This is a genomic window from Solibacillus sp. GQ1 (assembly GCF_059758555.1).
In genome coordinates this window covers 1972661-1999000 of the sequence record NZ_JCAXEX010000001.1, presented here as the reverse complement: position 1 = coordinate 1999000, position 26340 = coordinate 1972661, and the positions used below count along the sequence as shown (strand labels likewise).

Annotated in this window: 27 protein-coding genes, 1 other RNA gene and 2 other annotated features; of the genes, 26 read left to right on the top strand and 2 right to left on the bottom strand. The window is 38.6% G+C overall.

Annotated elements, in window-relative coordinates; translation table 11 throughout:
* Positions 1 to 34: 34 nt before the first annotated feature.
* The 9 genes from pstB (at position 35) to AC6CH1_RS10215 (ending at position 7213) form a co-directional block, all read left to right on the top strand.
* Complete coding sequence (gene pstB, locus AC6CH1_RS10255; RefSeq protein ID WP_427711562.1) at positions 35 to 808, top strand: phosphate ABC transporter ATP-binding protein PstB; 774 nt, start codon at positions 35 to 37, stop codon at positions 806 to 808.
* An 18-nt stretch (positions 809 to 826) separates the two neighbouring features.
* Entirely contained in the window at positions 827 to 1483 is a 657-nt protein-coding gene (gene phoU, locus AC6CH1_RS10250) for a phosphate signaling complex protein PhoU (RefSeq protein ID WP_251686864.1), read from the top strand.
* Between the two features lie 102 nt (positions 1484 to 1585).
* The gene (locus AC6CH1_RS10245) at positions 1586 to 2083 is read left to right on the top strand and encodes a sigma-70 family RNA polymerase sigma factor (protein ID WP_498317399.1); all 498 of its coding nucleotides are present in this window, start codon (positions 1586 to 1588) and stop codon (positions 2081 to 2083) included.
* On the top strand, positions 2076 to 3296 hold the full coding sequence (locus AC6CH1_RS10240) for a hypothetical protein (RefSeq protein ID WP_498317397.1): 1221 nt from the start codon (positions 2076 to 2078) through the stop codon (positions 3294 to 3296). The genes AC6CH1_RS10245 and AC6CH1_RS10240 overlap by 8 nt, the downstream gene beginning before the upstream one ends.
* Positions 3297 to 3379: 83 nt before the next feature.
* Positions 3380 to 3808 carry a GatB/YqeY domain-containing protein gene (locus tag AC6CH1_RS10235; RefSeq protein ID WP_251686870.1) on the top strand — a complete coding sequence of 143 codons (429 nt, stop codon included), beginning with the start codon at positions 3380 to 3382 and terminating at the stop codon, positions 3806 to 3808.
* 115 nt (positions 3809 to 3923) lie between these two features.
* Entirely contained in the window at positions 3924 to 4487 is a 564-nt protein-coding gene (locus AC6CH1_RS10230) for an NUDIX hydrolase (RefSeq protein ID WP_251686872.1), read from the top strand.
* A 214-nt stretch (positions 4488 to 4701) separates the two neighbouring features.
* Positions 4702 to 4923, top strand: a complete 222-nt coding sequence (locus AC6CH1_RS10225; protein WP_079527783.1) for a phosphate-starvation-inducible protein PsiE — start codon at positions 4702 to 4704, stop codon at positions 4921 to 4923.
* A 167-nt stretch (positions 4924 to 5090) separates the two neighbouring features.
* On the top strand, positions 5091 to 5876 hold the full coding sequence (locus AC6CH1_RS10220; RefSeq protein ID WP_251686874.1) for a vWA domain-containing protein: 786 nt from the start codon (positions 5091 to 5093) through the stop codon (positions 5874 to 5876).
* Positions 5877 to 6013: 137 nt separating this feature from the next.
* Positions 6014 to 7213, top strand: coding sequence for an iron-containing alcohol dehydrogenase (locus AC6CH1_RS10215; RefSeq protein ID WP_498317395.1), 1200 nt, complete (start codon positions 6014 to 6016; stop codon positions 7211 to 7213).
* 72 nt (positions 7214 to 7285) lie between these two features.
* Here AC6CH1_RS10215 and AC6CH1_RS10210 read toward each other — a convergent pair whose 3' ends face one another.
* Complete coding sequence (locus AC6CH1_RS10210; RefSeq protein WP_251686878.1) at positions 7286 to 8890, bottom strand: N-acetylmuramoyl-L-alanine amidase family protein; 1605 nt, start codon at positions 8888 to 8890, stop codon at positions 7286 to 7288.
* Positions 8891 to 9043: 153 nt separating this feature from the next.
* Positions 9044 to 9279: a binding site (T-box leader), on the top strand.
* 85 nt (positions 9280 to 9364) lie between these two features.
* On the opposite strand from AC6CH1_RS10210, the gene hisS reads away from it, so the two are divergent.
* The 6 genes from hisS to AC6CH1_RS10180 all read left to right on the top strand — a co-directional run bounded on the left by hisS (position 9365) and on the right by AC6CH1_RS10180 (position 15091).
* Entirely contained in the window at positions 9365 to 10633 is a 1269-nt protein-coding gene (hisS, locus tag AC6CH1_RS10205; RefSeq protein ID WP_251686880.1) for a histidine--tRNA ligase, read from the top strand.
* Between the two features lie 14 nt (positions 10634 to 10647).
* Positions 10648 to 12420, top strand: a complete 1773-nt coding sequence (gene aspS / locus AC6CH1_RS10200) for an aspartate--tRNA ligase (protein ID WP_498317393.1) — start codon at positions 10648 to 10650, stop codon at positions 12418 to 12420.
* A 158-nt stretch (positions 12421 to 12578) separates the two neighbouring features.
* Positions 12579 to 12776, top strand: a non-coding RNA gene (ssrS, locus tag AC6CH1_RS10195) — 6S RNA.
* A gap of 192 nt (positions 12777 to 12968) precedes the next feature.
* Complete coding sequence (locus tag AC6CH1_RS10190; protein WP_251686884.1) at positions 12969 to 13730, top strand: tRNA threonylcarbamoyladenosine dehydratase; 762 nt, start codon at positions 12969 to 12971, stop codon at positions 13728 to 13730.
* 317 nt (positions 13731 to 14047) lie between these two features.
* Positions 14048 to 14452 carry an aminopeptidase gene (locus AC6CH1_RS10185; protein ID WP_427709020.1) on the top strand — a complete coding sequence of 135 codons (405 nt, stop codon included), beginning with the start codon at positions 14048 to 14050 and terminating at the stop codon, positions 14450 to 14452.
* Positions 14453 to 14596: 144 nt separating this feature from the next.
* Positions 14597 to 15091, top strand: coding sequence for a GTPase (locus AC6CH1_RS10180; protein WP_427709022.1), 495 nt, complete (start codon positions 14597 to 14599; stop codon positions 15089 to 15091).
* Positions 15092 to 15156: 65 nt separating this feature from the next.
* Here the strand turns inward: AC6CH1_RS10180 and AC6CH1_RS10175 are convergent, their stop codons facing one another.
* A complete protein-coding gene (locus AC6CH1_RS10175) occupies positions 15157 to 16437 on the bottom strand; it encodes a replication-associated recombination protein A (RefSeq protein WP_498317391.1) in 1281 nt (426 codons plus the stop codon).
* A gap of 132 nt (positions 16438 to 16569) precedes the next feature.
* Between AC6CH1_RS10175 and cymR the strand changes: the two genes are divergently transcribed.
* The 11 genes from cymR to AC6CH1_RS10120 all read left to right on the top strand — a co-directional run bounded on the left by cymR (position 16570) and on the right by AC6CH1_RS10120 (position 26326).
* On the top strand, positions 16570 to 16989 hold the full coding sequence (gene cymR, locus AC6CH1_RS10170) for a cysteine metabolism transcriptional regulator CymR (RefSeq protein ID WP_008408540.1): 420 nt from the start codon (positions 16570 to 16572) through the stop codon (positions 16987 to 16989).
* 25 nt (positions 16990 to 17014) lie between these two features.
* A complete protein-coding gene (locus AC6CH1_RS10165) occupies positions 17015 to 18160 on the top strand; it encodes a cysteine desulfurase family protein (RefSeq protein ID WP_427709026.1) in 1146 nt (381 codons plus the stop codon).
* Positions 18161 to 18219: 59 nt separating this feature from the next.
* Positions 18220 to 19338, top strand: coding sequence for a tRNA 2-thiouridine(34) synthase MnmA (mnmA, locus tag AC6CH1_RS10160; protein WP_498317390.1), 1119 nt, complete (start codon positions 18220 to 18222; stop codon positions 19336 to 19338).
* A 58-nt stretch (positions 19339 to 19396) separates the two neighbouring features.
* The gene (locus AC6CH1_RS10155; RefSeq protein ID WP_498317389.1) at positions 19397 to 20062 is read left to right on the top strand and encodes a tetratricopeptide repeat protein; all 666 of its coding nucleotides are present in this window, start codon (positions 19397 to 19399) and stop codon (positions 20060 to 20062) included.
* 155 nt (positions 20063 to 20217) lie between these two features.
* Entirely contained in the window at positions 20218 to 20859 is a 642-nt protein-coding gene (locus AC6CH1_RS10150; protein WP_427709032.1) for an ATPase, read from the top strand.
* Positions 20856 to 22223, top strand: a complete 1368-nt coding sequence (locus tag AC6CH1_RS10145) for a hypothetical protein (protein ID WP_498317388.1) — start codon at positions 20856 to 20858, stop codon at positions 22221 to 22223. Before AC6CH1_RS10150 ends, AC6CH1_RS10145 begins: the two co-directional genes overlap by 4 nt.
* Positions 22224 to 22273: 50 nt before the next feature.
* Positions 22274 to 22481, top strand: a binding site (T-box leader).
* Positions 22482 to 22534: 53 nt separating this feature from the next.
* Entirely contained in the window at positions 22535 to 23923 is a 1389-nt protein-coding gene (trpE, locus tag AC6CH1_RS10140; RefSeq protein WP_427709036.1) for an anthranilate synthase component I, read from the top strand.
* The gene (locus AC6CH1_RS10135; RefSeq protein ID WP_427709038.1) at positions 23920 to 24501 is read left to right on the top strand and encodes an anthranilate synthase component II; all 582 of its coding nucleotides are present in this window, start codon (positions 23920 to 23922) and stop codon (positions 24499 to 24501) included. Before trpE ends, AC6CH1_RS10135 begins: the two co-directional genes overlap by 4 nt.
* On the top strand, positions 24498 to 24869 hold the full coding sequence (locus tag AC6CH1_RS10130; RefSeq protein WP_427709040.1) for a DUF5071 domain-containing protein: 372 nt from the start codon (positions 24498 to 24500) through the stop codon (positions 24867 to 24869). The genes AC6CH1_RS10135 and AC6CH1_RS10130 overlap by 4 nt, the downstream gene beginning before the upstream one ends.
* Positions 24870 to 24960: 91 nt before the next feature.
* Positions 24961 to 25473, top strand: coding sequence for an RNA polymerase sigma factor (locus AC6CH1_RS10125; protein ID WP_498317386.1), 513 nt, complete (start codon positions 24961 to 24963; stop codon positions 25471 to 25473).
* Positions 25466 to 26326, top strand: coding sequence for a TIGR04104 family putative zinc finger protein (locus AC6CH1_RS10120; RefSeq protein ID WP_498317384.1), 861 nt, complete (start codon positions 25466 to 25468; stop codon positions 26324 to 26326). The genes AC6CH1_RS10125 and AC6CH1_RS10120 overlap by 8 nt, the downstream gene beginning before the upstream one ends.
* The last annotated feature ends 14 nt before the right edge of the window (positions 26327 to 26340 follow it).

Genomic DNA, 26340 nt, shown 5'->3' with positions numbered 1-26340 from the left:
ACTATTAACGAAAAATAATGTGCGTCAACCTGCAATGGGCATCGAATCGAATCAGGCGAATGTCATGCAGTCTAATAACTTTAATTTATGGTATGGGAATCACCATGCTTTAAAAGATATCAACTTGGACATGAAAGAAAATGAAGTAACGGCAATTATTGGGCCTTCTGGCTGCGGGAAATCAACCTATATAAAAGCATTAAATCGGATGGTTGAACTTGTGCCAATCGTACGTACATCAGGGGAGATCAATTACCGTGGCCGCAATATTTTTTCGAACGGCTATGAAGTGGAAGAACTTCGAACGAAAGTCGGTATGGTATTCCAAAAGCCGAACCCGTTTCCAAAGTCGATTTACGATAATATCGCATACGGCCCACGCATTCATGGGATTAAAAATAAGAAAATTCTCGATGAAATTGTTGAAAAGTCATTACGTGGTGCAGCCATTTGGGATGAAGTAAAAGATCGCTTAAACCAAAATGCCTATGGATTATCGGGTGGTCAGCAGCAGCGTATTTGTATCGCACGCTGCCTGGCAATCGAACCGGATGTCATTTTAATGGATGAGCCGACATCAGCGCTTGATCCGATTTCGACATTAAAAGTAGAAGAGCTTGTACAGCAGATGAAAGAACAGTATTCAATCGTCATCGTGACACATAACATGCAGCAGGCAGCACGTATTTCCGACAAAACGGCCTTCTTCCTGAACGGGGAAGTCGTGGAGTTTGATAAAACAGATATCATTTTCTCGACGCCGTCAGATCAGCGCACCGAAGACTATATTTCCGGTCGTTTTGGATAATGAGAAAAGGAGAATGATATGATGATTCGAGAACGCTTTGAACAAGATCTAATAGCGGTACAGCAAGATTTAATGGAACTGTGTGATTTAAGTATTCATGCATTACAGGAGTCTTTTAAAGCCTTTTTAAAAAAGGATATTGATTTAGCTCTACAGGTAATTGATACCGATCCGAAAATTAATCGGTTGGAAGAATTGATCAATGACCGTGTGATTTTACTGATTGCAAAACAACAGCCTGTTGCGACTGATTTGCGTCGCTTAATCGTTGTCATCAAAGCAGCATCAGATATGGAGCGAATCGGGGATCATGCGGTCAATATTGCAAAGGAATCGATACGCATAGGGAATGCACCTTTTGTCACAAGCGTGGAACCGATTGAGGAAATGTTCCATAAAACGATTTTAATGCTGCGCCAAATTGTCGATGCATTTATAGAGGAAAATACAATCAAGGCAAAAGAAATTGCGAATCTTGATGATGAAGTCGACGAATTAACAGGCAATACGCTCAGTAACTTAATGAAGCTGTCTGTTTCCAATGAACATGTGGCGCAAGTGACAAGTTTATCCTACGTATGCCGCTGTATTGAACGTGCGGCAGACCATGCAACAAATATTGCCGAGCATTTATTCTACCTTGTAAAAGGGAAGCATTATGAGCTGAATAATTAAATGTCCAAAGTATAGGGAGGAAACTTCTTATACTTTTTTGTTTTTTTGAAACGTCGGGTAATTGGCAATCGTTTACAATGTAAGAAAGGGGGGCGGCGTAATATGAATGAGGATATCGAGCAGATTATTGATGAATACAGTAAGCATTTATTGCGCATCGCATACTTTTACACAAAAAATCGCCATGCTGCCGAAGACATTGTACAGGATGTTTACATAAAATTTATGCACTCCGGCTACTCGGAAAGCGGTCAATTAAGAGCATATTTAACAAAGATGACGGTTAATAAAAGTAAAGATTACTTAAAGAGCTGGGCGTATAAAAAAATACAATTTGATACGAAATGGTGGATGAAAGCGACGGACCATGATCATGTCATCCAGCAAGAAGAACGTTCCAATATCGGGGCAGCTATTTTAAAGCTGCCATTGATATACCGGGAACCAATTATATTGTATTACTACGAAGAAATGAGTGTCCTGCAAGTGGCGGCCATATTGCAGATTAACGAAAATACTGTAAAGACCCGTTTAAGACGGGGACGCGAACAATTAAGGCCAGTGCTGGAAGGAGAATGGGAGGTGCTTCGTCATGAATGAGTTCAAAAAAGCATTAATGGATGTTGCAGGAGATTTAACGGAAAGTGAAACTGCTGTAAAAAATGCTCTATTACTTAAAAAGCCTCGTAACAAAAGAGTAAAAATAGGCTACTATTTATTGCCTGTAGTAATTGTGTCTCTATTCCTTTTTACCTGGCAGTTATTTATTCCGCAAATGATGGATATTAAGCAAGCTGACCAACCTACGAATGAAGATTTATTTGAATTTATCACTGCACTTGAAGAAATGGATTATAAAGGCGATATAGAGACTAGTCGTGCTAATGCTTACTTACAAATGGTGGAGATTATAGGAATACCTAAATATGCAAAGAGTACAGGAATTACGATTTCAGATGAGGATCGTCAGCAGGCGAAAAATCTCCTAGAACAAAAATGGAGAGAAAGAGATTTTGCAGGGGTATTGGCATCAGCTTCTGCTCATATTTCTAAAGAAAAATTTGATGAAAATATTGCCCCTCTATTAATCGAGAGGTTTGCCTATGCTAAAAAGTTAGAAGAGAGAATGTATCAGGATTACGCGAAAATGCTACCGGGAATTGCTAATTCCTATGGAGATTTCATGGGATCCTCCTACATGGAAGCACATTATAAATCACAATTAGATCAGTTTAAAGAACAACATAATATTATAATTTCAGCTAATAAAAGTTCAAGTACTTCTGGTTCAGTAGTAGCGGTAGAGGATAATATGTTTTTATTTGTTAAAAATATGACAACAAACGAATATAATCAGATGTCCCCTCGTATTTTTGTAGATAAATTTGCTGCATGGTTTATAAACGATCCGCAAAAGCCGGTTCAAGTAGGCGATTATGTAAATTTAAAAGAAACGGTAATTTCAGAAGACAGAATAGGAATTGAATTCGCAGGTGTAGGTCTTCATTATGGTCTGGAAATACTTTTGCCTAAAGAACACGCCCAAAAAATAAAAGAGATATCATTAACCGAACCAGTTCTAGAAGAATTTAACGAGATATACGAGAAAGCTACACTTATAAATGAAGAGGCAATCGAAATACTGGAGCCGCCGCTTTGTATTGTCCATATTGAAGGGAAATCCTATACGGTTTGGCAGAACGAGAAAGATCTGCTTTATATCCTTCAGTTTGGTAAGAAAGAGTTGGCCACATTTACGGAATCTACTTCAAAAAAAATATTAACTTTATTTCAACAATTTATTTATGAATAATTTATGAAATGAAAGGGTACATGGTACAATAAAGGTAATTCAAATAAGTTACGTACTTATTTAAGTGTAAAGGGGTAGACAGCATGTTAAAAACAATTGTATTTGACCAATTAAAGCAAGCGATGAAAAACAAAGATGCGTTAGCTAAAGGAGTATTGACTTTAGTGAAGTCCGCATTGGATGCTGCAGAAAAGGAAAAGGGCGCGGAATTGACGCCACAGGAAGAAACTGCTGTCATTAATCGTGAAATTAAGCAGACAAACCAGTCACTGGAAGGTGCTAAGCAAGCGGAACGTTCAGACCTAATAGAAAAAGAAGAAGCAAAGTTAGTTATTTTGAAAAGCTTTTTACCAAAACAGTTAACAGAGGAAGAAATTTCAGCTGAGCTTCAGGCAGCAGGTATTGCCTCAGGAATGAATATGGGAGATGCAATGAAAATTGCAAAGCCATTACTTGATGGAAAAGCAGATGGGGCGACAATTTCAAAAGTTGTCAAAACGCTCATTTCCTAAATCGAAAATCTATGAAAAGGAGGTGTGCCGCATTTATTTTGCGGTCACGTCCTTTTCGCTATATTTCTATACTTACTTTTTACAATTTAAAAGGATTAGAATAGGGAGGATTACAATGACCTTACATGAACAGATTAAACAGTATGTACCATATAATGAACAGGAAGCAAAGGATCGGGACATCATTTTACGTGCAATGGCAACTTTGTCGGATGTCCTGACACGAAACAATGAAGTTCTGCATTTTACAGCTTCTGCTTTTGTATTCAACCCGGACCGTACTCGCGTACTAATGGCTCATCATAATATTTATAATTCATGGGGCTGGATGGGCGGTCATGCAGACGGTGATCCGGAATTATTTAATGTAGCCAAAAAAGAGCTGATGGAAGAAGCAGGTCTTCCAGAAGCAAATGCAATCCAGGAAGATATTATTTCGCTTGATATACTGCCGGTTATCGGACATATGAAGAACGGGAAATATGTTGCGGCACATTTACATTTCAATGTGACTTATATATTTGAAGTCGGAGATGAAGCAACGTTTCAGGCGAAGCTCGATGAAAACAGTGAAGTCGGCTGGATCGAATTGGATGAAGTTGCTGAAAAATGTACAGAAGCGCATATGATTCCAATCTATGAGAAAATTATTGAAAAGGTAAAAAAAATCGGCTGTTAAACGCAAAGATCGGCTGATGAAATTGGTATTTAACAATACAGCTTTTCAAAACTTCATGCCATGGGATGAAGTTTTTTCATACGAAGATTTTCTGGATACAACTGACTGATGTACAGAAAAACACAAACGATTGCTGAAAATGAAATAATTTCACAAAATTAAACAGCCGTGTGCTAAAATAACGTTGTATAAACAAAAGGGAGGCTATTTTCAAATGGCGAAAAAAGTAAAAGAATATAAAATTAACCCAGACCGAGTGGAAGAAGCATTATTAATTCAAAATCGTATGCTTATTGAATTATTTGTTCAAGTTTTAGATGAGCAACTAGTAATTGAACGTCCTGTCTTACACGAACGTTTAGAAAACTTAATCGAGCTTTCAAATAACGATCGTGATTTGAAAGATACTTTACACGCTTTAACTCAAAAATTATAATTACATACATTTATGTGTGGTGCGGTATCCTAGAGATACCGCTTTTTTTATGCAGAAAAACACGAATATAAAGTCAGTTATTCGTGCGAAGTTTAAATTACTACTTTTTAATATTGATTTTCGCTATACTATCGGTATTGATTTGAAAACAGATGGAGGGGTTTCACATGACAAATGAATATAAGACTGTTTTAACCGATGAAATTCTTCATTTTTTATATCGTAACGCATCTTTTCAAGCTTTAGATGAAAATCAGCAGCAACAGTTTCTTGAGAAATTTGGTCAACAACCACTATTTATAGAGGTTATCGAAATTGCAATTGCACTGGAAGAAATGATTGCAGAAGTGGAAGCAACGATGCCAAAAATACAGGATAAAGATTATTTATTTCCGATTGAGCAACAAAAGCAATTGCTGAAAGATCGGATGGTTATAGATGGAAATGTATTGTATGTATCGTTTGATGAGATGAAAAATCGTTATTCGCCGATGATTGTCATCGTACAGCAATCTGACGCCATGCAGGAGTATGAAGCCTTTACTAAAGGGACCATATTACCGCTATTTAACTTATGTGCTGTCCAGAAGAGGGATTTAATTATTCTTCCGTTTAGTAATAAACCTGCTCAACCGCTTCTTTTTAAAAATGGAAAAATTGATATTGAATTGTTCGACCAATTTTTACAGCAGTATTTAACTGGAGATGCTCAGATTTTACCGGCAATAGACAAGGCGATTGAATTGTTTACTCAAGATAATATTGATAATCAGCGGGACCTCATGATTATTACGGACAATCAATTTACCGATTTCCATAAATTTGAACAACAAGTTACGGCAGGAAAAATGCAGGAGCTTGATATCGACCTGGCCGTCATCGCAATGAGCGAGACCAATTTTGAAAGTCAGCCGATTGCATTTGCCGACAAAGTATTTTTTGCAAACGATTAATGATTTTTATTGACGAATCCGTTACGGGTTCGTTTTTTAATTGGGCGGATTTTGTTATAAACAAGGAATTTTAAAAGAAGATGCGGAATATTTAAAGAAAGGATACATAAATAGAGAGAAATGGAGTGTTTCGTTCAATGTATACAGCCTATTGCAGAACCGTCCAAAGTTCCATGCGTGTCGGTATGAAGCTTATGAACTGGAGAAAGCCAGAATTACTCCAAGGGGAAAACAGCCTCGATAGATTGCCTGAACTTGTGAAAAGTTTAGATTTAAATATGCTTTTAGTGATTACCGATGAAGGAATTCACAAGCTGGGGCTTATGGATACGTTATTAGAGGGCTTACAGGAGCAAAATATTGCATTTGTGGTCTATAATAAAACGGTTCCAAACCCAACTTTCACAAATATTGAAGAAGCGATGGAATTGTATTATGCGCATCATTGTAATGGCATTATAGCATTTGGCGGAGGGTCACCGATGGATTGTGCCAAGGCGGTTGCAGCAAGAATCGCACGCCCAGAAAAATCACTGGCTGATTTAAAAGGTTTATTTAAAGTAAGAAAAGAAATGCCGCCGTTTTTTGCTATTCCGACAACCGCTGGTACGGGGAGCGAAGGGACGATTGCCGCCGTCGTATCAAATAGTGAAACACATGAGAAATTCGCCATTATGGATCCGGTACTTGTACCGCACTATGCTGTATTGGACCCGGTATTAACAATTAATTTGCCTCCTCATATTACATCTACAACGGGAATGGATGCATTGACACATGCAGTGGAAGCTTATATTGGAAAAAGCAATACTGAGGAAACGAGGAAATATGCCCGCGAGGCTGTTATTCTTATTTTTAAGTATTTAGTACGTGCCTATGAAGATGGGACAGATATGAAAGCTAGAACGGAAATGCAACGCGCCTCTTATTTGGCAGGGCTTGCATTTACTCGTGCATATGTAGGCTACGTCCATGCCATTGCTCATACACTCGGCGGATTTTATCAAGTTCCGCACGGTTTTGCCAATGCGGTGATCCTGCCGCATGTACTTCGATTTTACGGGGAAAGCGCTGCAAAGCCGTTAGCAGAACTTGCGACAATTGTAGGCATCGGAAAAATAACAGACAGTGATGAAAAAAAGGCAGAGTTATTTATCGAAGCAATTGAAGAATTGAATAACAAGATGGAAATTCCTCCAAAAATAACAGGAATCATTAACCGTGATGTGCCATTGATGGTGGAGCGCGCATTACAAGAAGCGAATCCGCTTTACCCGGTACCGCGCATTGTAAATAAAGATGAAATGTTTTATTTATACCAAATCATTCAGGAATAATGGATAGAGCTATTTAAACAAGTAAACCCCGATTTTCTTTTAAAGAAAATTGGGGTTTGTTATTGTTATATGTTATTGTTCAAGCTGGTCGTCGAAGTAGTTTAATAACCCTTGATAAATGCCAAGTGTTGCTTGTTCCCGATAATAATCTGTAGTAATTGCCCTTTCTTCAGAAGGGTTACTTAAATAGCCAAGCTCAAGTAATATAGCATTTTGACGGTTTTCGCGGAGTACTAAATAGTTGCCGAAGCGTGGTCCGCGATCTTTCAAGCTAACTTTTGATGCCAATCCTTCATGAACATATTCCGCAAGCTTTTGCTGATAACCGTTCGTATAATAGGTCGTAAAGCCGCTCACTGAACTATCTTCATTTGCGTCATAGTGAATACTGATAAACGCATCGGCACCTGCCTGATGTGATACTGCAACACGCTTTCGCAAGTCGACAAAAATGTCGGATTCACGTGTCATGACAACATTTGCACCGGCAGCCTGTAATTTGGAACGTAGCAGTTCTGCTGTAATAATATTAATCTCTTTTTCGTCTGTTCCACGAACACCGGTAGTACCACGGTCGTTACCGCCGTGACCCGCATCCAGTACGATTGTTAAGCCCTTTAATGTACCTTTTTTACGTTCGGCTGCCTCGCTTGTATTATTTTTAGATGTAGTTCCTTGTGAATCATTTTCACTGACAACCCAGTTTGCGACGTACGCGGTTTGACGATCATTTACTGCGATTTTAAACCAGTCGCCTTCACTTTCCACTATCGGATATGTATGACCAGCATCTGCAATGACAACAACATTTGAAGAAGTCGAAGGGGATTCCCTTAAATTTGTCCCGTTATAAATAATCGTAACAAAGTTTTTCGTTTCTTCTTTTTCAGATGAAGGATTTTGTTTCAATTGTTTTGTAAACGTTCCATAAAAATTGTATATCCAACCTTTTTTACCTTTTTCATATTCAATTTCAACCCAATTATGATTTCGGCTGACAACTTTAAATTGTTGTCCTTCAGTGGCAAGCCCTAATTTTTTAGATGTTAAATCAGGTTTTTTTCGGATGTTGACAGCATTTACGTTAACGGTAAATGTATTCGGGTCAATTTGTTGTATTGGCTCATTTGACTGTTCCTGTTGTCCGTTATCAGAAGGGGGGGCCGGCTTTTCCGTATTCGCTTCTTTCACTGTGACATATTCCGCAAATACCCAACCTGTCATCTCGCCGAACTGAATTTGAATCCAATCCTGTTCTTGTTTTAAAAATTTACTTTCCGTCCCGGAAGAGATTTTTGTCAGTACAGAAGCGGATAATGATGGTGCTACACGAACATTTAAAGAGTTTACTTGAGAAATGACTGTCTTTTCAGTTGACGAGTCTGTTTGACCGATTGCTGTTTTTACAAGCCATGCCGCAACCCATCCTTTTTGTTGTCCGACTTGAACATGGTGCCAATCACCTTGTTTTTCAATCGAAATCATCTCAGTTCCCTCTTTTAATGTATCGAGAATCGGATAAGAAAGACCTGGACCTTCACGTAAATATAAAATTTCCGCGTTTACATATAATGGTTCCCCGTTGGCATGAGCAGGGCGAGCGGAAAAATAATACGGAACAATCGCTGTGAATAATAATAAAAATGATAAACCTATTATTATTTTATTTTTTTTCATAGTTTCCTCCTTTATAATAATTTAGTTAAATGACCTTTCACTATATACCCCTATATTATAAAAGCATTTATGACAAAAAATATAGCGTTTTTTTGAAAATGGTTGACAACTTGTCATGACATCATTAAGATTAGTGTTAATTTAACAAAAGTAACATTGCCAATGACCAAACAAGTAGCGGTTGCCAATGCTGAAAAGAGAGGGAAAGACTTAGGCTGGAATCTTTCCTGCAGTATGTAACATGTGAACAACAGTTGAGAGGCGTTTCCTCGAAAAAATTTTTTCTAGTAGGGGAAGACGGAATCGGCCGTTATCCGAATTCGAGAGGATGTAGTCATACATCAATTAGGGTGGAACCGCGGAAGATTATACAAGCTTTCGTCCCTTGCAGTTTTTGCAAGGGGCGGGAGCTTTTTTTATTTTCTTCTTAATTAGCACGCGAACAGTTTGGTCAACTAAGAGAGGAGTGCTTTTATGAATTTTAAAGTACCTAAAGGAACACAGGATATTTTACCGGGTCAATCTGAAAAATGGCAGTATGTAGAACGTGTCATTCGTGATTTATGTGATAAATATCGCTATAACGAAATTCGCACACCAATGTTTGAGTCAACAGAACTATTTCAACGTGGTGTAGGCGATACAACGGATATCGTCCAAAAAGAAATGTACACATTTACGGACAAGGGAAATCGTTCGTTAACATTGCGTCCAGAAGGAACAGCTTCAGCGGTACGTGCATATGTGGAGCATAAAATGTTTGGTCAGGCAGATCAGCCTGTTAAACTTTACTACACAGGTCCAATGTTCCGTTATGAACGTCAACAGGCAGGCCGCTATCGTCAATTTGTTCAGTTTGGTGTAGAGGCTATCGGCTCAGCCGATCCAGCGATTGATGCGGAAGTAATGGCACTTGCAATGGATGTGTATACAACACTTGGCTTGACGGATTTAAAATTAGTCATTAACTCATTAGGTGACAAAGAAACACGTGATGCGCATCGTAGTGCGTTAATCGAGCATTTTACTCCGGTCGTTGGAGAACTTTGCAGTGATTGTCAAAGCCGTCTGGAGAAAAATCCTTTACGCATTTTAGATTGTAAAGTAGATGCAAAACACCCAGCGATGGCAACTGCTCCTGCGCTAACAAATTATTTAACGGATTCTTCGGCTGAATACTTCAAAAAAGTAAAACAATATTTAGATGTGCTAGGCATTTCCTATGAAGTGGACCCTAACTTAGTACGGGGTCTTGATTACTATAACCATACGGCGTTTGAAATTATGATTACCGGTGATGGATTCGGTTCAATTACGACACTTTGCGGTGGCGGCCGCTATAATGGTTTAGTTGAAGATATTGGCGGACCGGAATCACCTGGTATCGGATTCGCCCTATCAATTGAACGATTATTATTAGCGCTGGAAGCTAAAAATATTGAGCTTGCTACGGGTAATAATCTGGAAATGTATGTTGTAGCAATGGGCGAAGAGGCAAAACTAAAAGCAGTGGAGCTTGTAAGTTCATTCCGTGCAAAGGGCATTTCAGCAGATATGGATTATTTAGACCGAAAAATGAAGGCGCAAATGAAAGCTGCCGACCGTGCAAATGCAAAATTTGTCATTGTACTAGGTGAGTCAGAATTAGAAGAGCAAGCAGTAAACGTCAAAACAATGGAAACAGGCGATCAGACAAAAGTGGAATTCGGTCAGCTTGTCCAATACGTTTTAGAAAACAAATAGTTGGAGGAATAACAATGGCGCAAAGAACACATGCATGCGGTTTAGTAACAGCTGCAGAAGCGGGACAGGAAGTTGTATTAAAAGGTTGGGTACAAAAACGTCGTGACTTAGGCGGATTAATTTTCGTAGATATGCGTGACCGTGAAGGTATCGTACAAGTAGTTTTCGGTGATCAAGCGAAAGACGCATTAGAACTTGCAAATAAAATTCGTAATGAGTTTGTCATTGAAGTAAAAGGTAAAGTTGTTTTACGTGATGCAACTCAAATAAATAAAAATATGAAAACCGGCGAAATTGAAGTGTCAGCTTCTGAACTGACTATTATTAACGAAGCTAAAAACCCTCCATTCGCAATCGATAACAATGCGGAAGTTTCGGAAGAATTACGTCTAAAATATCGTTATTTAGATTTACGTCGTCCTGTAATGTATGACACATTTAAAATGCGATCTGATGTAACACGTACAATCCGTAATTTCTTACAAAACGAAGGCTTCCTGGAAGTAGAAACACCGATTTTAACGAAATCGACACCAGAAGGAGCACGTGACTATCTAGTGCCATCACGTGTACATGATGGCGAATTTTATGCATTGCCGCAATCACCACAGCTGTTTAAACAGCTTCTAATGGTAGGTGGCTTTGAAAAGTACTTCCAAATTGCTCGATGCTTCCGTGATGAAGATTTACGTGCGGACCGTCAGCCGGAATTTACACAAGTCGATATTGAAACATCATTCTTATCAATGGATGAAATTATCGAAATGAATGAGCGTCTTCTTACACAAGTTATGAAAGATGTAAAAGGTATTGATGTCGTTACACCATTCGCACGCATGAGCTATAAAGAAGCAATGGATCGTTTCGGTTCAGATAAACCAGATGTACGTTTTGGGCTGGAATTAAAACAGCTTTCAGACATCGTGAAAGAATCTGCTTTCGGTGTATTTGCGAACGCGGTAGCAAATGGCGGCGAAGTGAAGGCGATCAATGTGAAAGGCGCGGCAGCAAACTATTCTCGTAAAGATATTGATGCATTAGGCGAATTTGCCGGCCGTTACGGAGCAAAAGGTTTAGCTTGGTTAAAAGTGACGGAAGAAGGCTTGAATGGTCCAATCGCGAAGTTCTTTGAAGGGGAAGCAGCGGACGGAATTATCCAAGCAACAGAAGCGCAAGCTGGTGACTTATTATTATTCGTTGCAGATAAATCTTCTGTAGTCGCAGACGCACTAGGCGCATTACGATTAAAATTAGGAAAAGAATTAGGCTTAATCGATGAATCGAAATTCGAATTCTTATGGATTGTTGATTGGCCATTATTCGAATACGATGAGGCGGAAGGTCGTTATTATGCGGCTCACCATCCATTCACTCGTCCATTCGATGAAGATTTAGATTTAATGAATACAAACCCTAAAGAAGTTCGTGCTCAAGCCTATGATATCGTATTAAACGGTTATGAGCTTGGCGGCGGGTCACTTCGTATTTATGAGCCCGATTTACAAGCAAAAATGTTTGAACTGCTAGGATTCAGTGAAGAGGAAGCGCGTGCACAATTCGGTTTCTTACTGGAAGCATTTGACTACGGCGTTCCTCCACATGGCGGTTTAGCAATGGGTCTTGACCGATTAGTAATGCTTCTTGCTGGTCGTACAAATTTACGTGATACAATCGCATTCCCGAAAACGGCAACTGCAAGCTGTTTATTAACAGATGCACCATCATCAGTTTCCGATGCACAGCTTGAAGAGTTAAGCTTACGTATCGCAGCAACAGCCAAAAAATAACACGTTAAGGTATTTCTTCTCTCGAGAAGAAGTACCTTTTTTTAAAGAGTAAAAAGGTACCATATATTTCTAAAAAGTTAGTACAATTTTAATAATTTATCAGAATGGGATATTTTCGATTGAATAATCAGAATATTGGTGTTAATATATCATTAATACGAATCCTGAAGTGTTCGTCGCTATATTTGTTACTAAACACTTTTGACCGAACAATAAATCGTTGGGAGCTACTATTACCGTAGAAGCAAACATGCCCCATTTGGAGCGGGAAGTTTAACGCTGCGATTAGTGCACCCCCTTGCTATAGACGCGGGATCAAAACGATGTTGTAGCAAGACGGCATATTTGGGATTCGTCCATTTCTAATTTTACTCTTCTACTTTCATGTAGAAGAGTATTTTTATTTTGCTTTCATAACTAGGATTGAAGCATTCATGAAGCAAAAATATTATTAATGCTACTTTCTGTCATTATATTGTTGCTTGCATCTCGTAATTGATGTCGATATAATGCCTAGTAGAATGATAAAGATTGAGGGGTAAAATTAGATGTTACATCAATTTTCACGAAATGAATTAGCTATTGGAACAGAAGGGTTAGAAAAACTTAAAGAAACGACAGTCGCGATTTTAGGTGTGGGCGGTGTAGGCTCGTTTGCAGCGGAAGCATGTGCACGCAGCGGGATTGGCCGTATTATATTAGTAGATAAAGATAATGTGGATATTACGAATGTTAATCGTCAATTGGTTGCCTATCTATCAACAGTCGGAAAATCAAAATCTGCTGTTATGAAAGAGCGGATTGCAGATATTAACCCGGAGTGCGAAGTAATTGATATGCATATGTTTTATACAGAGGAAACTTATGAACAATTTTTCGCGCAAGGAATCGATTATGTAATCGATGCATCCGATACAGTAATATACAAAATCCATATTATGAAAGAATGTTTAAAACGCAACATTCCAATTATATCAAGCATGGGTGCTGCGAATAAAATGGATCCTACACGTTTCCAAATTGCCGACATTTCAAAAACGCATACAGATCCACTGGCAAAAGTAATTCGTACAAAGCTTCGTAAAGAAGGCATTAAAAAAGGTGTAACTGTTGTATTTTCAGATGAATCTCCAATTGTTGTGCGTCCTGATGTTGCACAATATGTAGGAAAACCTGAAGCTGAAATCCGCAAAGCACAATTACCGCCTTCATCAAATGCATTCGTACCATCTGTTGCGGGCTTAATTGCAGCAAGCTGGGTAATTAATACGATTTTAAAAGATGTCCAAATTAACCGCGTTCAAGGGTAAGCGAGGACTTCTTTAAATAAAGGGTGTGTAAAGGGGGTTTCGGACCTTTTTACACATCTTTTTTTAGTGGATATTTGCTATTGATAAGGACTAATTTAAACGCTTTTTTTCATCTATTATTTTATTGTGGAATTGATCAAACAACAAACTTAGCTTTCCATCAGTCACTATATTGCGCAATAAATTACATACTTTAATTAGTTATACAAAAATTTCCTAAGAAAACTATAACATTATGAATGAGTATTCATTTTTTAATATAGATTGTTATTATTGTGGTAAAATGATAAAAATGTTTGAGGAAGGGAGCTAAAAAAATGGTAATTCAACAAATGGAATACCGGGGTTTGAATTTACATGATGTGATCGGGTCGGTGGAAATTGCGATTGATGCTGATTTAAATATGATCCATATTTATGATACGGATCATATTGTTGAACCTGAATATAATTTTTTAACGAAAAACTTCAAGCTGAGTGAAGGTTTCTGGAAAATGGCCAGTGTAATAAAAGAAAAGCAATTATTTTTGAGCAATGATGAAAAAAGATTAGATAGATGGATTGAATCATTTAAATGGGTCTTTTATAGTTCAGGTCAGTCAATAAAAATATATAAACAAGGTGTAATGGTTGTTTATAAAATCGGTTATATTGATAACGAGAAGTTATTATATGAAAAATACTTTTCCCGTTTGACAGATGAATCTTTGAATAGCAAATGACATAATATTCTATTAAGAGATTAATTATGGCAAAAATATGGCAGGATTTTAATGATTTTTTCGTTTTTGCAGAAAAATTCCTTTTTTTTGCTATAGTTAATAAAGTATTGATAATATGCATGGGGATGCAAGGAGGACGATAGAATGACAATTGAAATGAAAAATGATTTATTGAATTTGCCGAGTCTACAGTTGAAAATGGATAGAATCGTTTTTGAAAATATCGATACGAAACCAAATTGGTCAAAAGCTTTTGAGCAGCTTGATGAATTATTGCATAAAGTAGCGAATAATTTTAATGATTACATCGCGAGAAATAACGGGGAACTGCCATCAAGCAATACTTATTGGATCCTTTATATGGATATTACTTCAAAACTGTTATACTTTACGGGTTTAGCGCATGCTAATTTAATAGCAAAAGATGATGCGGATGCATGTGCACATGTAATTAAGCTATATGAATTAAGTGCGAGCTGTATTCCAAACGCGCATATTGAAAGTAATGAAGAATTACTTTCGGAAATTCAAAAGAGTATTCATCAATTAAATGAAGAAGAAATTAAACTGACTGTTGCCGACAATGTGGAACAATGTATTAAAGCATTTAAGCAATTTGCCGAGTCATACGAAAAGTAAATTATAAAAGAGTGAGTCATTTTCATTGAGTTGAAAATGACTCTTTTTGTGTACTTAAATGCCGCTTATTTCTTAAAAGATTTTAGCTTTTCATATATGGCAGCCATTCTTTTTTCTTCACCTGCTATGACGGGCTTGTAAAATTCGGTGCCTGCAAGTTCATCCGGTAAATATTGCTGTTGTACCCAGCCGCCGAATGTTCCGATAGGGGAGTCGTGCGGGTATTTATATCCGACATGGCCGAGTGTTGCCGCACCTGCATAATGGGCGTCCTTTAGATGATTCGGAATATCACCGGTTTTCCCCTCATGAATTGCTGCAATCGCCGTATCCAAAGCTTTGTAGGCTGAATTTGATTTGTCCGATAAACACATTTCAACAACAGCGGTTGCGAGTGGAATACGCGCTTCCGGCAACCCGAGTTTCACGGCTGCTTCTGTTGCTGCCTGCACATGTGCCCCAACACTAGGGTTCGCAAGTCCAATATCTTCATAGGCCATGACGAGCAGTCTTCGACATACCGCAACCAAGTCCCCATTTTCGAGTAAATGAGCCAAATAATATAGCGCAGCATTTGGGTCACTGCCGCGTACCGATTTTTGAAGAGCCGACAATAAGTTATAGAAATGGGAACCGCCTTTATCCCCAAAAACCCCGATCCTTTTTGCTAATGCATCAATCGCATTGTCATTAATAATAGTTACCCCGTCTTTTTCATCTGAAGCATAATATACCGATTCTAGTAGGGTTAATGCTTTACGGGCATCGCCATTTGAGGCATTAGCAATTTTTTCGATTTGCAGTTCGGTAATATCGATTTCTAAATGTCCAAGACCGCGTTCTTTATCTGATAATGCCTGATTGAGCAATTGGACAATATCAGCGCCTGTTAAGCGTTCTAATTGTAATATTTCCCCGCAGCGTGAACGGATGGCAGGGTTTACATCATGGAAAGGATTTTCCGTAGTTGCCCCGATCAAGACGATTGAACCGTTTTCTACATGCGGCAGCAATGTATCTTGCTGGAGTTTGTTAAAACGGTGGATTTCATCTAAAAACAATAGGACTTTACCGCTCATTCGGGCATCCATCACGATTTGTTCAATATCTTTCTTCCCGGCATGTGTAGCGTTTAATGCAAAGAAAGGAATTTTTGAGCTGCCGGCAATCGCATTTGCAATCGATGTTTTTCCTACCCCGGGAGGCCCATAAAGCAATATCGAAGGTACATGTCCTTTTTCAATCATTTTAAATAATGGTGTTGCCGGTCCAATAATATGCTGCTGACCAACAACTTCGCGAATTGTACGAGGTCTCATTTTATAGGCGAGCGGTTCATTTTGCATAATTTTTCGCTCCTTTTCTTTTCAGTTGAATAAAATGGTTTTGTTAATAATCATAAAGTATTTCCGAGTGGTTTAAAAGGAGTTGTGTTATAATGAATAATATTAAAGGACTAGAAAATAAGAGGTGTAACGATGAAAATATCGACTAAAGGACGTTACGGTTTAACGATTATGATTGAATTGGCAAAGCATTATGGTGAAGGACCGATTCCGCTGCGACAAATTGCTGCGGATAAAGATTTATCGGAAGCGTATTTAGAGCAGTTAGTGTCACCACTACGCAATGCAGGCCTTGTGAAAAGTGTCCGTGGCGCATATGGCGGCTATATGTTGGCACATAAGCCAAATGAAATTTCTGCAGCTGATGTTATCCGTGTTTTGGAAGGGCCGATTCAGCCGGTTGAGGGAATTGAAAACGAAGAAGCGCCACAGCGTGAATTATGGATGCGTATTCGCGATGCAGTAAAAAATGTCTTGGATACAACGACGATTGACGATTTGGCAAAATATACAAATAATGAAGTATCTGACGGCTATATGTTTTACATTTAGTGTTATTTAAAGGAGTTAGTTTGTTTTGAAAAATACAATTTATCTTGATCATGCCGCAACCTCACCCATTGCCCCTGAAGTAATTGATGTAATGGCACGTGCAATGGCCGAGGAAAGCGGTAATGCATCAAGTATTCACACAGTTGGACGCAGTGCACGTAAAGCACTGGATGACTCTCGGGCAAGTTTGGCAGCAAAAGTAAATGCGAAACCCTCTGAAATTATTTTTACAAGCGGTGGAACAGAAGCCGATAATATGGCCATTTTTGGAACAGCGTATGCACGCCAAAAAGAAGGGAAACATATTATTACAACAGCAATTGAACACCATGCCGTTTTACATGCGTGTGAAAAGCTTGAAAAAGAAGGTTTCACGGTGACGTATTTACCCGTTGACAAAACAGGGCGAATCCGCGCTGAACAGGTGAAAGAGGCTTTACGTGATGATACGATTTTAGTTACGATTATGTATGGTAACAATGAAGTCGGCACAATCCAGCCTATCGCAGAAATTGGAGCGATCTTAAAAGAACATACCGCTATATTCCATACAGATGCTGTCCAAGCATTCGGACTGGAAAAAGTGGATGTAGAAGCACTCCATGTTGATTTGTTGAGTGTTTCTGCCCATAAAATTAACGGTCCTAAAGGAATTGGCTTTTTATATGCAAAAACAGGAGTCAAATTAACAAATATCCTATACGGCGGTTCCCAGGAGAAAAAACGTCGTGCAGGAACGGAAAATGTCCCGGCGATTATTGCGTTTGCAAAAGCTGCCGAATTAGCAGGACAATCTGCACAACAGCGTAGAGAGCAGTACAACGGTTATAAAAATATTTTAATCGAACAGTTCCAGCAGGCGAATATTGATTTTCAACTGAATGGTCATCAAAATAGCGTTTTACCGCATGTATTGAATGTCACTTTCCCCGGAACGGATGTTGAATCATTTTTGATCAATTTGGATATGGCAGGAGTACTCGTATCAAGCGGTTCTGCTTGCACGGCAGGTTCGATTGACCCGTCCCATGTACTTGTTGCGATGTATGGACAGAACGCCCCTGAGCTTCGTAGTTCCATTCGTTTCAGTTTTGGGTTAGGATTAACAGATGAGTTAGTAGGGGAAGCAGGGAAGCGTACTGCTGAAATTGTGAAACGGCTAACTTCGTAAATTTATAAGAAAGACTTCGCGCCTTTTACGCGATTTGTCTAAGAAAAGGTGAATAGTAAATGGTAGAAACAAGAGATCCATCTCAAATTCGAGTAGTTATTGGAATGAGTGGAGGCGTAGATTCATCAGTAGCCGCGTATTTATTGAAACAGCAAGGCTATGATGTAATCGGTATTTTCATGAAAAACTGGGATGACACAGATGAATTTGGAGTATGTACAGCGACAGAAGATTATGATGATGTAATCGCAGTATGCAACCAAATCGGCATTCCATATTATGCGGTCAACTTTGAAAAACAATATTGGGACAAAGTATTTACGTATTTCCTGGAAGAATACAAAGCAGGCCGTACACCGAATCCTGATGTTATGTGTAATAAAGAGATTAAATTTAAAGCCTTCCTGGAGCACGCACTGGCACTTGGAGCGGATTATTTAGCGACAGGCCACTATGCACGTGTAGCGCATGACGAAAACGGTGTGAAAATGCTTCGAGGCATTGATAATAATAAAGACCAAACATATTTCCTGAATCAGTTAACTTCAGAACAACTGGAAAAGGTCATGTTCCCAATCGGACATTTACCGAAGCCTGAAGTTCGTAAAATTGCGGAAGCAGCAGGTTTGGCTACAGCAAAGAAAAAAGATTCAACAGGAATCTGTTTCATCGGTGAGCGTAACTTTAAAGAATTTTTAAGCCAGTACCTTCCTGCACAGCCAGGCAATATGGAAACATTTGATGGTGAAGTAAAAGGTACGCACGACGGTTTAATGTACTATACATTAGGGCAACGTCACGGTCTAGGAATCGGCGGAGACGGCGAACCTTGGTTTGTTGTCGGTAAAGATTTAACACGAAACGTATTGTATGTTGGCCAAGGTTTCCATCACGATGCACTGTATTCGAATGCATTGACTGCGGTAAAAATGAGCTTTACAGGGGAAGCAAAAGCGGGCACATTTAACTGCACAGCTAAATTCCGCTATCGCCAGGAAGACTCGCCGGTAACAGTGACAATGCGTGAAGACGATACAGCGTATATTGAATTTGCAGAACCGGTTCGAGCAATTACACCAGGACAAGCTGTTGTTCTGTATGATGGCGAAGAGTGCCTAGGTGGCGGTACAATCGATGGTGTGTTTAAAAATAGTGAAAAGTTAACATATGTAGGGTAATAGACGATAGACGTTCATTTAAAAATGAGCGTCTATACATATTTATAGAGGTGAAAGAATGGATACAAACTATAATGAAATCGGGATTAGAGCATTTCAGGAAAAGCATTATGAAGAGGCTGCACAAGCTTTCACAAAGGCAATTGAGGCACAGCCGGACGATGCGATCGGCTATGTAAACTTCGGTACATTGCTTGCTGCGATGGGGGATATCGAACGTGCTGAACGCTTCTTCCAAAAGGCGATCACAGTAGATGAAAAAGCTGCTACAGCGTATTACGGATTAGCAAATTTATATTATGAAGCGGAACGCTATACAGAAGCCGCAAAACTATATCAAAAATCGATCGATTACGGGATCGAAGGGGCAGATGCCTATTACATGCTGGCAAAATCATTTGAACGCGAACAGCAATTCAAGTTGGCCCTGCCATTTATGCAACGTGCGGCAGAGCTTGCACCAAAAGATCTGCAAATTCGTTTATCATATGGCATTTTGCTTTGCTCTTTGGAAATGTTCGATTTTGCAAAGCCAGAGCTGGAATATGTTATTGAAGAGGACTGGAACAATGCAGATGCGCATTATAATTTAGGTGTACTTTACGCGGTAGCTACATCAGATACAGATAAAGCAAAATATCATTTGAAACAAGCTTATACACTTCAGCCTGAGTTTGATCAGGCGAAGTATTTATATGATATGATTTGCCAACGTTCGAATTAATCTAATAGACGAAAATATAAAGTGATGTGTTGAAAAGAGAATTTTCAACCATCACTTTTTTTATAATAAAATGATAATAAAATGAAATACTTTAAAACAGTAAGTTTATGATATGATGGATGAAACTGACAATTACTTGAGGTGAGGTATGTAGCATGCAGGCTAAAATAGATAAAGCAGATTGTATGTTTTTAATTTCTGATGAGACAATGTACCGATTTCAGCAGTTGATCGATGAACTTAATCTATTCACATTAATACTTCCATTCAGTGAGGAGTCTTACCAACGTTCAGTCATCATATTTGATATTTGGTATTTATTATCTACTGAAGAAATCGATCGTATTTCCAATCCGGAAAATACGATGATTTATCCAATTCGAAAATTTTTTTTGGATAAAATTAAAACCTTTCAAATAAGACGCTATATTCAGCTTGCTTTATTAGAAAACGAAAAGCTGGCGTTCATTTGTGCAATTTATATTTATTTAAAGCAGGAACAGTTTATCGTGCAAAAATTAGCAGAAAACGAGGAAGTAGCGGCAAATTTTCAAGCGTTGAAAGGCTTCAGCAGTAAAAGTTTAAGACCTTATTATGATTCAAAATATATTGAAGTTGAAAATTACCCGCAACAGCTCGCTTTATTGCAAAGTACTGTATTAAAAGAATTGCAGGAGCTTGTAATGGAATTTGAAACGTCTCTTCTTAACCTATATGAACAAGGAATTGCCGAGGCAAGTGAGATTTACGAAGCCGTATTTGGATTAATCAATGACTGGGGTGGACGAGTGACATGAAAATTTCAAACCAGATTGAACATTTACGAAATCTCTTCAATGAGTTGCGATATATGGAACTGATTCAATTCAGCACCATTACATTGCCGATCACACTTGAAGAAAAAAGGTATGCAGAAGCACTACTATGCTATGAATATTTGGCATCAACTTATTTTGAAATAGGCAGCTATCAGAACTTTCATGCGGTCATGGATGATTATGAAAAGCTTTGTTTAACATATGGAAAAGACGAAAATAAGATGGTTTATTACTATTTGTACAGTCTTGAACATATCTTTACGAAACATCATGATGAATCAATAGAAGCAGCAAAAAAATCGCTTAAATATGCGCATCTTTTGCAAAACGATGAACTTATTATCATTAATTATTGCAATCTGGCAGCACAGTACCGTTATAAAGAAGAACAGCAAAATGCACATATCGCTATAAAGTTGGCGGAGTATTACAAACGGAAAAATCCTGCTGTCAACGCAACAATTGTTAGAGGTTATTTAGGAGCGCTCTATTATTATGCTTCAACGAGTAATGACATCATGTTTAATCAGATAAAGCATGACATTTTGCAGCATCTGGAAGGCAAACCCCCTTACTATGCGGGGAATATACTGTTTGCGGAAGCGATTTTAATCTATAGGGCTGGCTATGGGAATGAAAGCTTGGAAATGTTTGAGCAGACGTTTTTTCAATTGGAGAAACAACAGAATTATGTATTATTGTCCGTAGTTGAAAGATACCTTCTACGTTTTGGACTAATCGAGCAGTTTCGTTTTAAAAAGGAATTGCAGCATCTGATTGAAAAGTATAAAAATGAGCCCATCAGTGTACGTAAAGTACGTCACATACATGCTGACTTTTTTTTCGAAGAGGAAACGACTGCGCTTACAGTAAAATTCCCGCATGTCGTTTCGAAAGAGAGCACCATCGAGTTTGTGGAACATGCGCTTATGAACAATGAGGCAATTTACTGTATTCATTGGTGCTTTATCACAGATAAAATTGAAGAGCTGTTCGGCACCTTATTTACTGAGCAGTTATTATTTACGTTATTTGAGTCGATTTATTCGAATATTTTCGAGTATGAGGCAAAGGTTAATGTATTATCGAAAAATGAAGGAGAAGCGATTATAAAGAATATTTCCGAAAGCGACTTTTTCAAGTTGTTAATGAAGTTGGAGGAGAAACTTCGAACAACTGCTGTTCATTCGACATCAGGAGTCGTAGAAATCCCGATTCATTTTGGGTTTATCCATTCAGACCAATTAAAAAAAGAAGAAGTTTCATATGAACAATTAGTAGCCTTTGCCGATGCAAGTCTGTATTATGCTAAATCACACGGGCAACTATACATTTACAGTTAATTTAAAATAGTTTGTAAAATTCGGGCTGAAACGATACAATAGCAAGTATAGTAAAAGCGATGATGAAAAAATAGTAGTAAAGCGGCGTTTTTTAGAGAGCTGACGGTTGGTGGAAGTCAGTAAGCGTACTTTATGAATGGACTTTCTAGCTGCACAGAGGAAATGCTGTGCCGTAGCACTCACGTTACGAGTTTTGAGTGGACTAAATGTATTTAATTTAGTCAATAAAGGTGGCACCACGGCTCTTTCGTCCTTTAAAAGCGAAAGGGCCTTTTTGTGTTCCCGAAAAGAAAAGCTGAGGAGAGATGAGCATGGCAGTAAAGACAGACAAATATGTAATGAAACAGGTAAATGGCGATACTTATACGCCTATTTCGATTTTTGAATCCATTATTGGAAAGAAAAAAGTATTATTCGAATCCAATGCAAAATTTAAGCAAAATGGACGCTATTCCTTCATCGCCTTTAATCCGGTTGGTGAACTGAAAGGAAATGCGGAATCCGGTTCTTATTCTATCCATAATCAGGAGCTGAAGACAGAACAGAAACCGGTATTAACTTTGTTGAAAGAGCTATTGCCAATTCAAAAGGAAGACGCTCCGTTCGCCTTTTTTGGCGGGGCAATCGGTTATTTTGGATATGAAACAGCCTATCATTTTGAACAAATCGGGGAAATTGTAGGCGATGTATACAATATGCCGGATGTTCATGTTTATTTTTACGAAACGTTTATCGTCATCGATCATCTGTTACAGCAAGTATCCATTGTGGCAATGGATCTGTTTCAGGCGGGTCATACGATGGCGTTGATGCAGCAAAAAGTGGATGATATCGAACAAATGATGATGTCATCTTTATCATATAAACAAACACCAGAAATCGATGTACAGTTCACACCGACTATTAAAAAAGAACGCTTTATTGAAATGGTTGAAACAGCAAAACAGCACATAAGGTGTGGTGATATTTTCCAAGTCGTTTTATCTCAAACGTTTGAAGCAGATTACAAAGAAAACCCATTGACGCTTTACCGAAAATTACGGACGTCAAATGCGTCGCCATATATGTTCTTTATGGAATTTGGGGACTATACGGTACTTGGCACATCACCTGAAAGTCTAGTGAAAGTTCAAAAAGGACTTGTAACTACAAATCCGATCGCCGGAACGAAGCCGCGAGGACAGAATATACAGGAAGATGAAGCAATCGCGAATGCATTGCTGCAAGACGAAAAGGAAATTGCCGAGCATAAAATGCTTGTTGATTTAGGACGTAATGATGTTGGCCGTGTTGCGCAGATTGGAACAGTAGCTGTTACAAAATATATGGAAATCGAAAAGTATAAATATGTGATGCATATCGTTTCTGAGGTAACAGGGACATTACGAGACGATGCCCACTTAGTCGATGTTATTGCATCAAGCCTGCCAGCCGGTACGGTATCGGGTGCACCGAAAATTCGTGCAATGCAGATTATTAATGAGCTGGAACAGAGAAAGCGCGGAATTTATGCGGGTGCAATTGGTTATTTATCGGCATCAGGGGATATGGATTTAGCCCTTGCGATCCGTACAATGGTAATTAAAGATGAAAAAGCGTATGTTCAGGCAGGTGCAGGGATTGTTTATGATTCGGTCCCTGAAATGGAATATGAAGAAACATTAAATAAAGCAAAAGCGTTGCTGGAGGTGCGCAAATGATTTTACTTATCGATAATTATGATTCCTTTACGTATAATCTGTATCACCAAATCGCACAGTTTGGGGAAGACGTAAAAATTGTTCGAAATGATGCCATGACGGTTGAGGAAATCCGCACACTGCAGCCGAAAGCGATTGTTATTTCTCCGGGACCCGGGGAACCGAAAGATGCAGGTATTGTCATTGAAATGATCCGACAGCTTTATAAAGAGATTCCGATTTTGGGAATCTGCCTTGGCCATCAGTCGATTGGTGAAGCGTTCGGTGCAACGGTGAGCCGGGCAAAAAATATTATGCATGGGAAAACGAGCATGCTTCAATATGAAAAAACAGGTTTGTTTTCACGGTTCGAAGGAGAAGTCGAAGTGATGCGCTACCATTCGCTTATTATTGAAAGGCAAACATTGCATGAAGATTTCCAAGTTGTTGCTACAAGTGCAGATGATGGGGAAATTATGGCTATTCAACATGCTCACTATCCGGTATATGGGTTGCAGTTTCATCCTGAATCCATCGGTACAGAACTGGGTACATCCATGATCAGCGAGTTTTTAAAGAAGGTGGAGGTATTGGCATGATACCGAAAGATAAACATGACATAGCAGCAGTGGAAAAACTGAAAACTGCGGAAGCCGAAGCGGTCATTCCTTTACTGCCGAAGCTGCTTGAATGGGTGCAAGATATGAACTGGCCTGTAGCGGAGCCAATGGTTGAGCTGCTGCTTCACTATCCAAATGAGCTGACGCCACTTGTTGATGAAGTGCTACGCGGGGACGATGACATGTGGATTTACTGGTGTCTCGTTGAGATAGTACCGAAGCTGCCGTTTTATTCGAAGCTCGTATTGGTAGATGCCGTCGAACAAATTGCCGCAATGGAGAAAACACCATTCAATGAAGATAATGTTGAAGCTGCTCAAGAAGCGTTACTAAGTTTTCAGCCATAATAGAGTCGCCTAATCATACATTGGTTAGGCGATTTTTTTAATAATCTTTTCGAGAAATGCGTCCAAATTAAATTTGTTTCCGTCTAAAAGGGTGAAAGGAGGGCGGCTAGTTGAAATCGAGAAATTAATTGATACATACAGTGATTATTTGTACCGCATTGCCTTTATCTATACGAAGGATCGTTTAACAGCTGAAGAAGTCGTCCAAGACGTATTTATAAACTATTACCATAAATCAGGACAATTTGAACAGAGAGCATCGATTAAAACCTATTTAGTGAAGATGACAATTAACCGCTGCTATGATTATTTACGAAGCTGGAAAAACAAGAAATTCGTCATTACCCAGTTTTTTCAGCAGCATGAAAAAGGAATGGAACAGATTTATGTCGAGAAAGAGTTACATGGTGAAGTAACCGCCGCGGTCCTTACATTACCGGTAAAAGATCGGGAAGTATTATTACTCTATTATTATGAGGAAATGACCGTGTTTGAAATCGCTGAGTTATTGGAATTGGCGGTATCGACTGTTAAATCACGTTTGCAGCGTGCGAGAGCGAAGTTGAAGCCGAAATTAAGCATGGAGGTGATGGAGAATGATTAAGGAAAAGTGGCAGCAAGAGTTAAGCAAACTACAATTAACGGAGCAACAGAAGTCAAAGTTAAAGCAAACAATTGATCAGTCGAAACGCCCGAAACGACAAACGAATTGGACCATTATAATTGCCCCGATATTTGTTTTTACAGCAGTATTTTTCCTATACTTGTTCACTAATGATGGGATCGTGTTGTCTCCTAATCAGGCATCCAGTCCGTTAGTTGAAAACAATGAACGAGAGCAATTAGCCGAAGCAATAAGAAGAGGCAAGTATGTGGCCATCATCAGTTTATTGCTGATTATCAATGGGGTTTTCGCCACAATAGTTTTCTTTACGATGAAGAGATGGAAAAAAGTAGAAATGCATAAACTTCGTAAAACAGTTTATAGATTGCGCTATTTGCTTATCACACTCTCGCCATTTATCGTCTATGCTATTGGGAGCGCAATCCAAAAGTCTGAAGTAGACATTCAGTGGCTGAATCTTTGTATTTTCGTACTTGTCATTCTTTTGCAAATCGTAGTTTTATTTTATTTTGCCCGCAATACAACGGGAGAGGTAAGCTGTCCACATTGCCGCCATTCGTATTCAAAAAAAGAGCAAATAAAAATTGTATGTAAATTAAGAATGGAATTGCGTTGTCCAACGTGCAATGAAAAATTGTTTTATTCTAAAAAGTACCGTCAAATAATCGGCGGAATCTCGATGCTTACATCGCCAACAATTATTTTCTCTTCTTCTTTTGGGTTACCGATTTTATTAACGATTCTATGTCTGACATTTTATGTACTGACTATGTTTTTTGTAGTTATGCCATTATATCTGGAAGTAACAGATGAAGAAGTATTTTTATATTAAAAAGAGCAGCCGAA

Bases quoted from the DNA above. Each gene is read 5' to 3' on its own strand.
- AC6CH1_RS10150 (WP_427709032.1), top strand. From the start codon at position 20,218: ATGCAGGCTAAAATAGATAAAGCAGATTGTATGTTTTTAATTTCTGAT.
- AC6CH1_RS10130 (WP_427709040.1), top strand. From the start codon at position 24,498: ATGATACCGAAAGATAAACATGACATAGCAGCAGTGGAAAAACTGAAA.
- AC6CH1_RS10210 (WP_251686878.1), bottom strand. From the start codon at position 8,890: ATGAAAAAAAATAAAATAATAATAGGTTTATCATTTTTATTATTATTC.
- AC6CH1_RS10145 (WP_498317388.1), top strand. From the start codon at position 20,856: ATGAAAATTTCAAACCAGATTGAACATTTACGAAATCTCTTCAATGAG.
- AC6CH1_RS10120 (WP_498317384.1), top strand. From the start codon at position 25,466: ATGATTAAGGAAAAGTGGCAGCAAGAGTTAAGCAAACTACAATTAACG.
- AC6CH1_RS10215 (WP_498317395.1), top strand. From the start codon at position 6,014: ATGTATACAGCCTATTGCAGAACCGTCCAAAGTTCCATGCGTGTCGGT.
- AC6CH1_RS10220 (WP_251686874.1), top strand. From the start codon at position 5,091: ATGACAAATGAATATAAGACTGTTTTAACCGATGAAATTCTTCATTTT.
- AC6CH1_RS10180 (WP_427709022.1), top strand. From the start codon at position 14,597: ATGACAATTGAAATGAAAAATGATTTATTGAATTTGCCGAGTCTACAG.
- AC6CH1_RS10230 (WP_251686872.1), top strand. From the start codon at position 3,924: ATGACCTTACATGAACAGATTAAACAGTATGTACCATATAATGAACAG.
- aspS (WP_498317393.1), top strand. From the start codon at position 10,648: ATGGCGCAAAGAACACATGCATGCGGTTTAGTAACAGCTGCAGAAGCG.
- AC6CH1_RS10135 (WP_427709038.1), top strand. From the start codon at position 23,920: ATGATTTTACTTATCGATAATTATGATTCCTTTACGTATAATCTGTAT.
- AC6CH1_RS10175 (WP_498317391.1), bottom strand. From the start codon at position 16,437: ATGCAAAATGAACCGCTCGCCTATAAAATGAGACCTCGTACAATTCGC.
- AC6CH1_RS10190 (WP_251686884.1), top strand. From the start codon at position 12,969: ATGTTACATCAATTTTCACGAAATGAATTAGCTATTGGAACAGAAGGG.
- pstB (WP_427711562.1), top strand. From the start codon at position 35: ATGGGCATCGAATCGAATCAGGCGAATGTCATGCAGTCTAATAACTTT.
- AC6CH1_RS10155 (WP_498317389.1), top strand. From the start codon at position 19,397: ATGGATACAAACTATAATGAAATCGGGATTAGAGCATTTCAGGAAAAG.
- phoU (WP_251686864.1), top strand. From the start codon at position 827: ATGATGATTCGAGAACGCTTTGAACAAGATCTAATAGCGGTACAGCAA.
- AC6CH1_RS10235 (WP_251686870.1), top strand. From the start codon at position 3,380: ATGTTAAAAACAATTGTATTTGACCAATTAAAGCAAGCGATGAAAAAC.
- cymR (WP_008408540.1), top strand. From the start codon at position 16,570: ATGAAAATATCGACTAAAGGACGTTACGGTTTAACGATTATGATTGAA.
- AC6CH1_RS10185 (WP_427709020.1), top strand. From the start codon at position 14,048: ATGGTAATTCAACAAATGGAATACCGGGGTTTGAATTTACATGATGTG.
- hisS (WP_251686880.1), top strand. From the start codon at position 9,365: ATGAATTTTAAAGTACCTAAAGGAACACAGGATATTTTACCGGGTCAA.
- mnmA (WP_498317390.1), top strand. From the start codon at position 18,220: ATGGTAGAAACAAGAGATCCATCTCAAATTCGAGTAGTTATTGGAATG.
- AC6CH1_RS10240 (WP_498317397.1), top strand. From the start codon at position 2,076: ATGAATGAGTTCAAAAAAGCATTAATGGATGTTGCAGGAGATTTAACG.
- AC6CH1_RS10245 (WP_498317399.1), top strand. From the start codon at position 1,586: ATGAATGAGGATATCGAGCAGATTATTGATGAATACAGTAAGCATTTA.
- AC6CH1_RS10225 (WP_079527783.1), top strand. From the start codon at position 4,702: ATGGCGAAAAAAGTAAAAGAATATAAAATTAACCCAGACCGAGTGGAA.
- trpE (WP_427709036.1), top strand. From the start codon at position 22,535: ATGGCAGTAAAGACAGACAAATATGTAATGAAACAGGTAAATGGCGAT.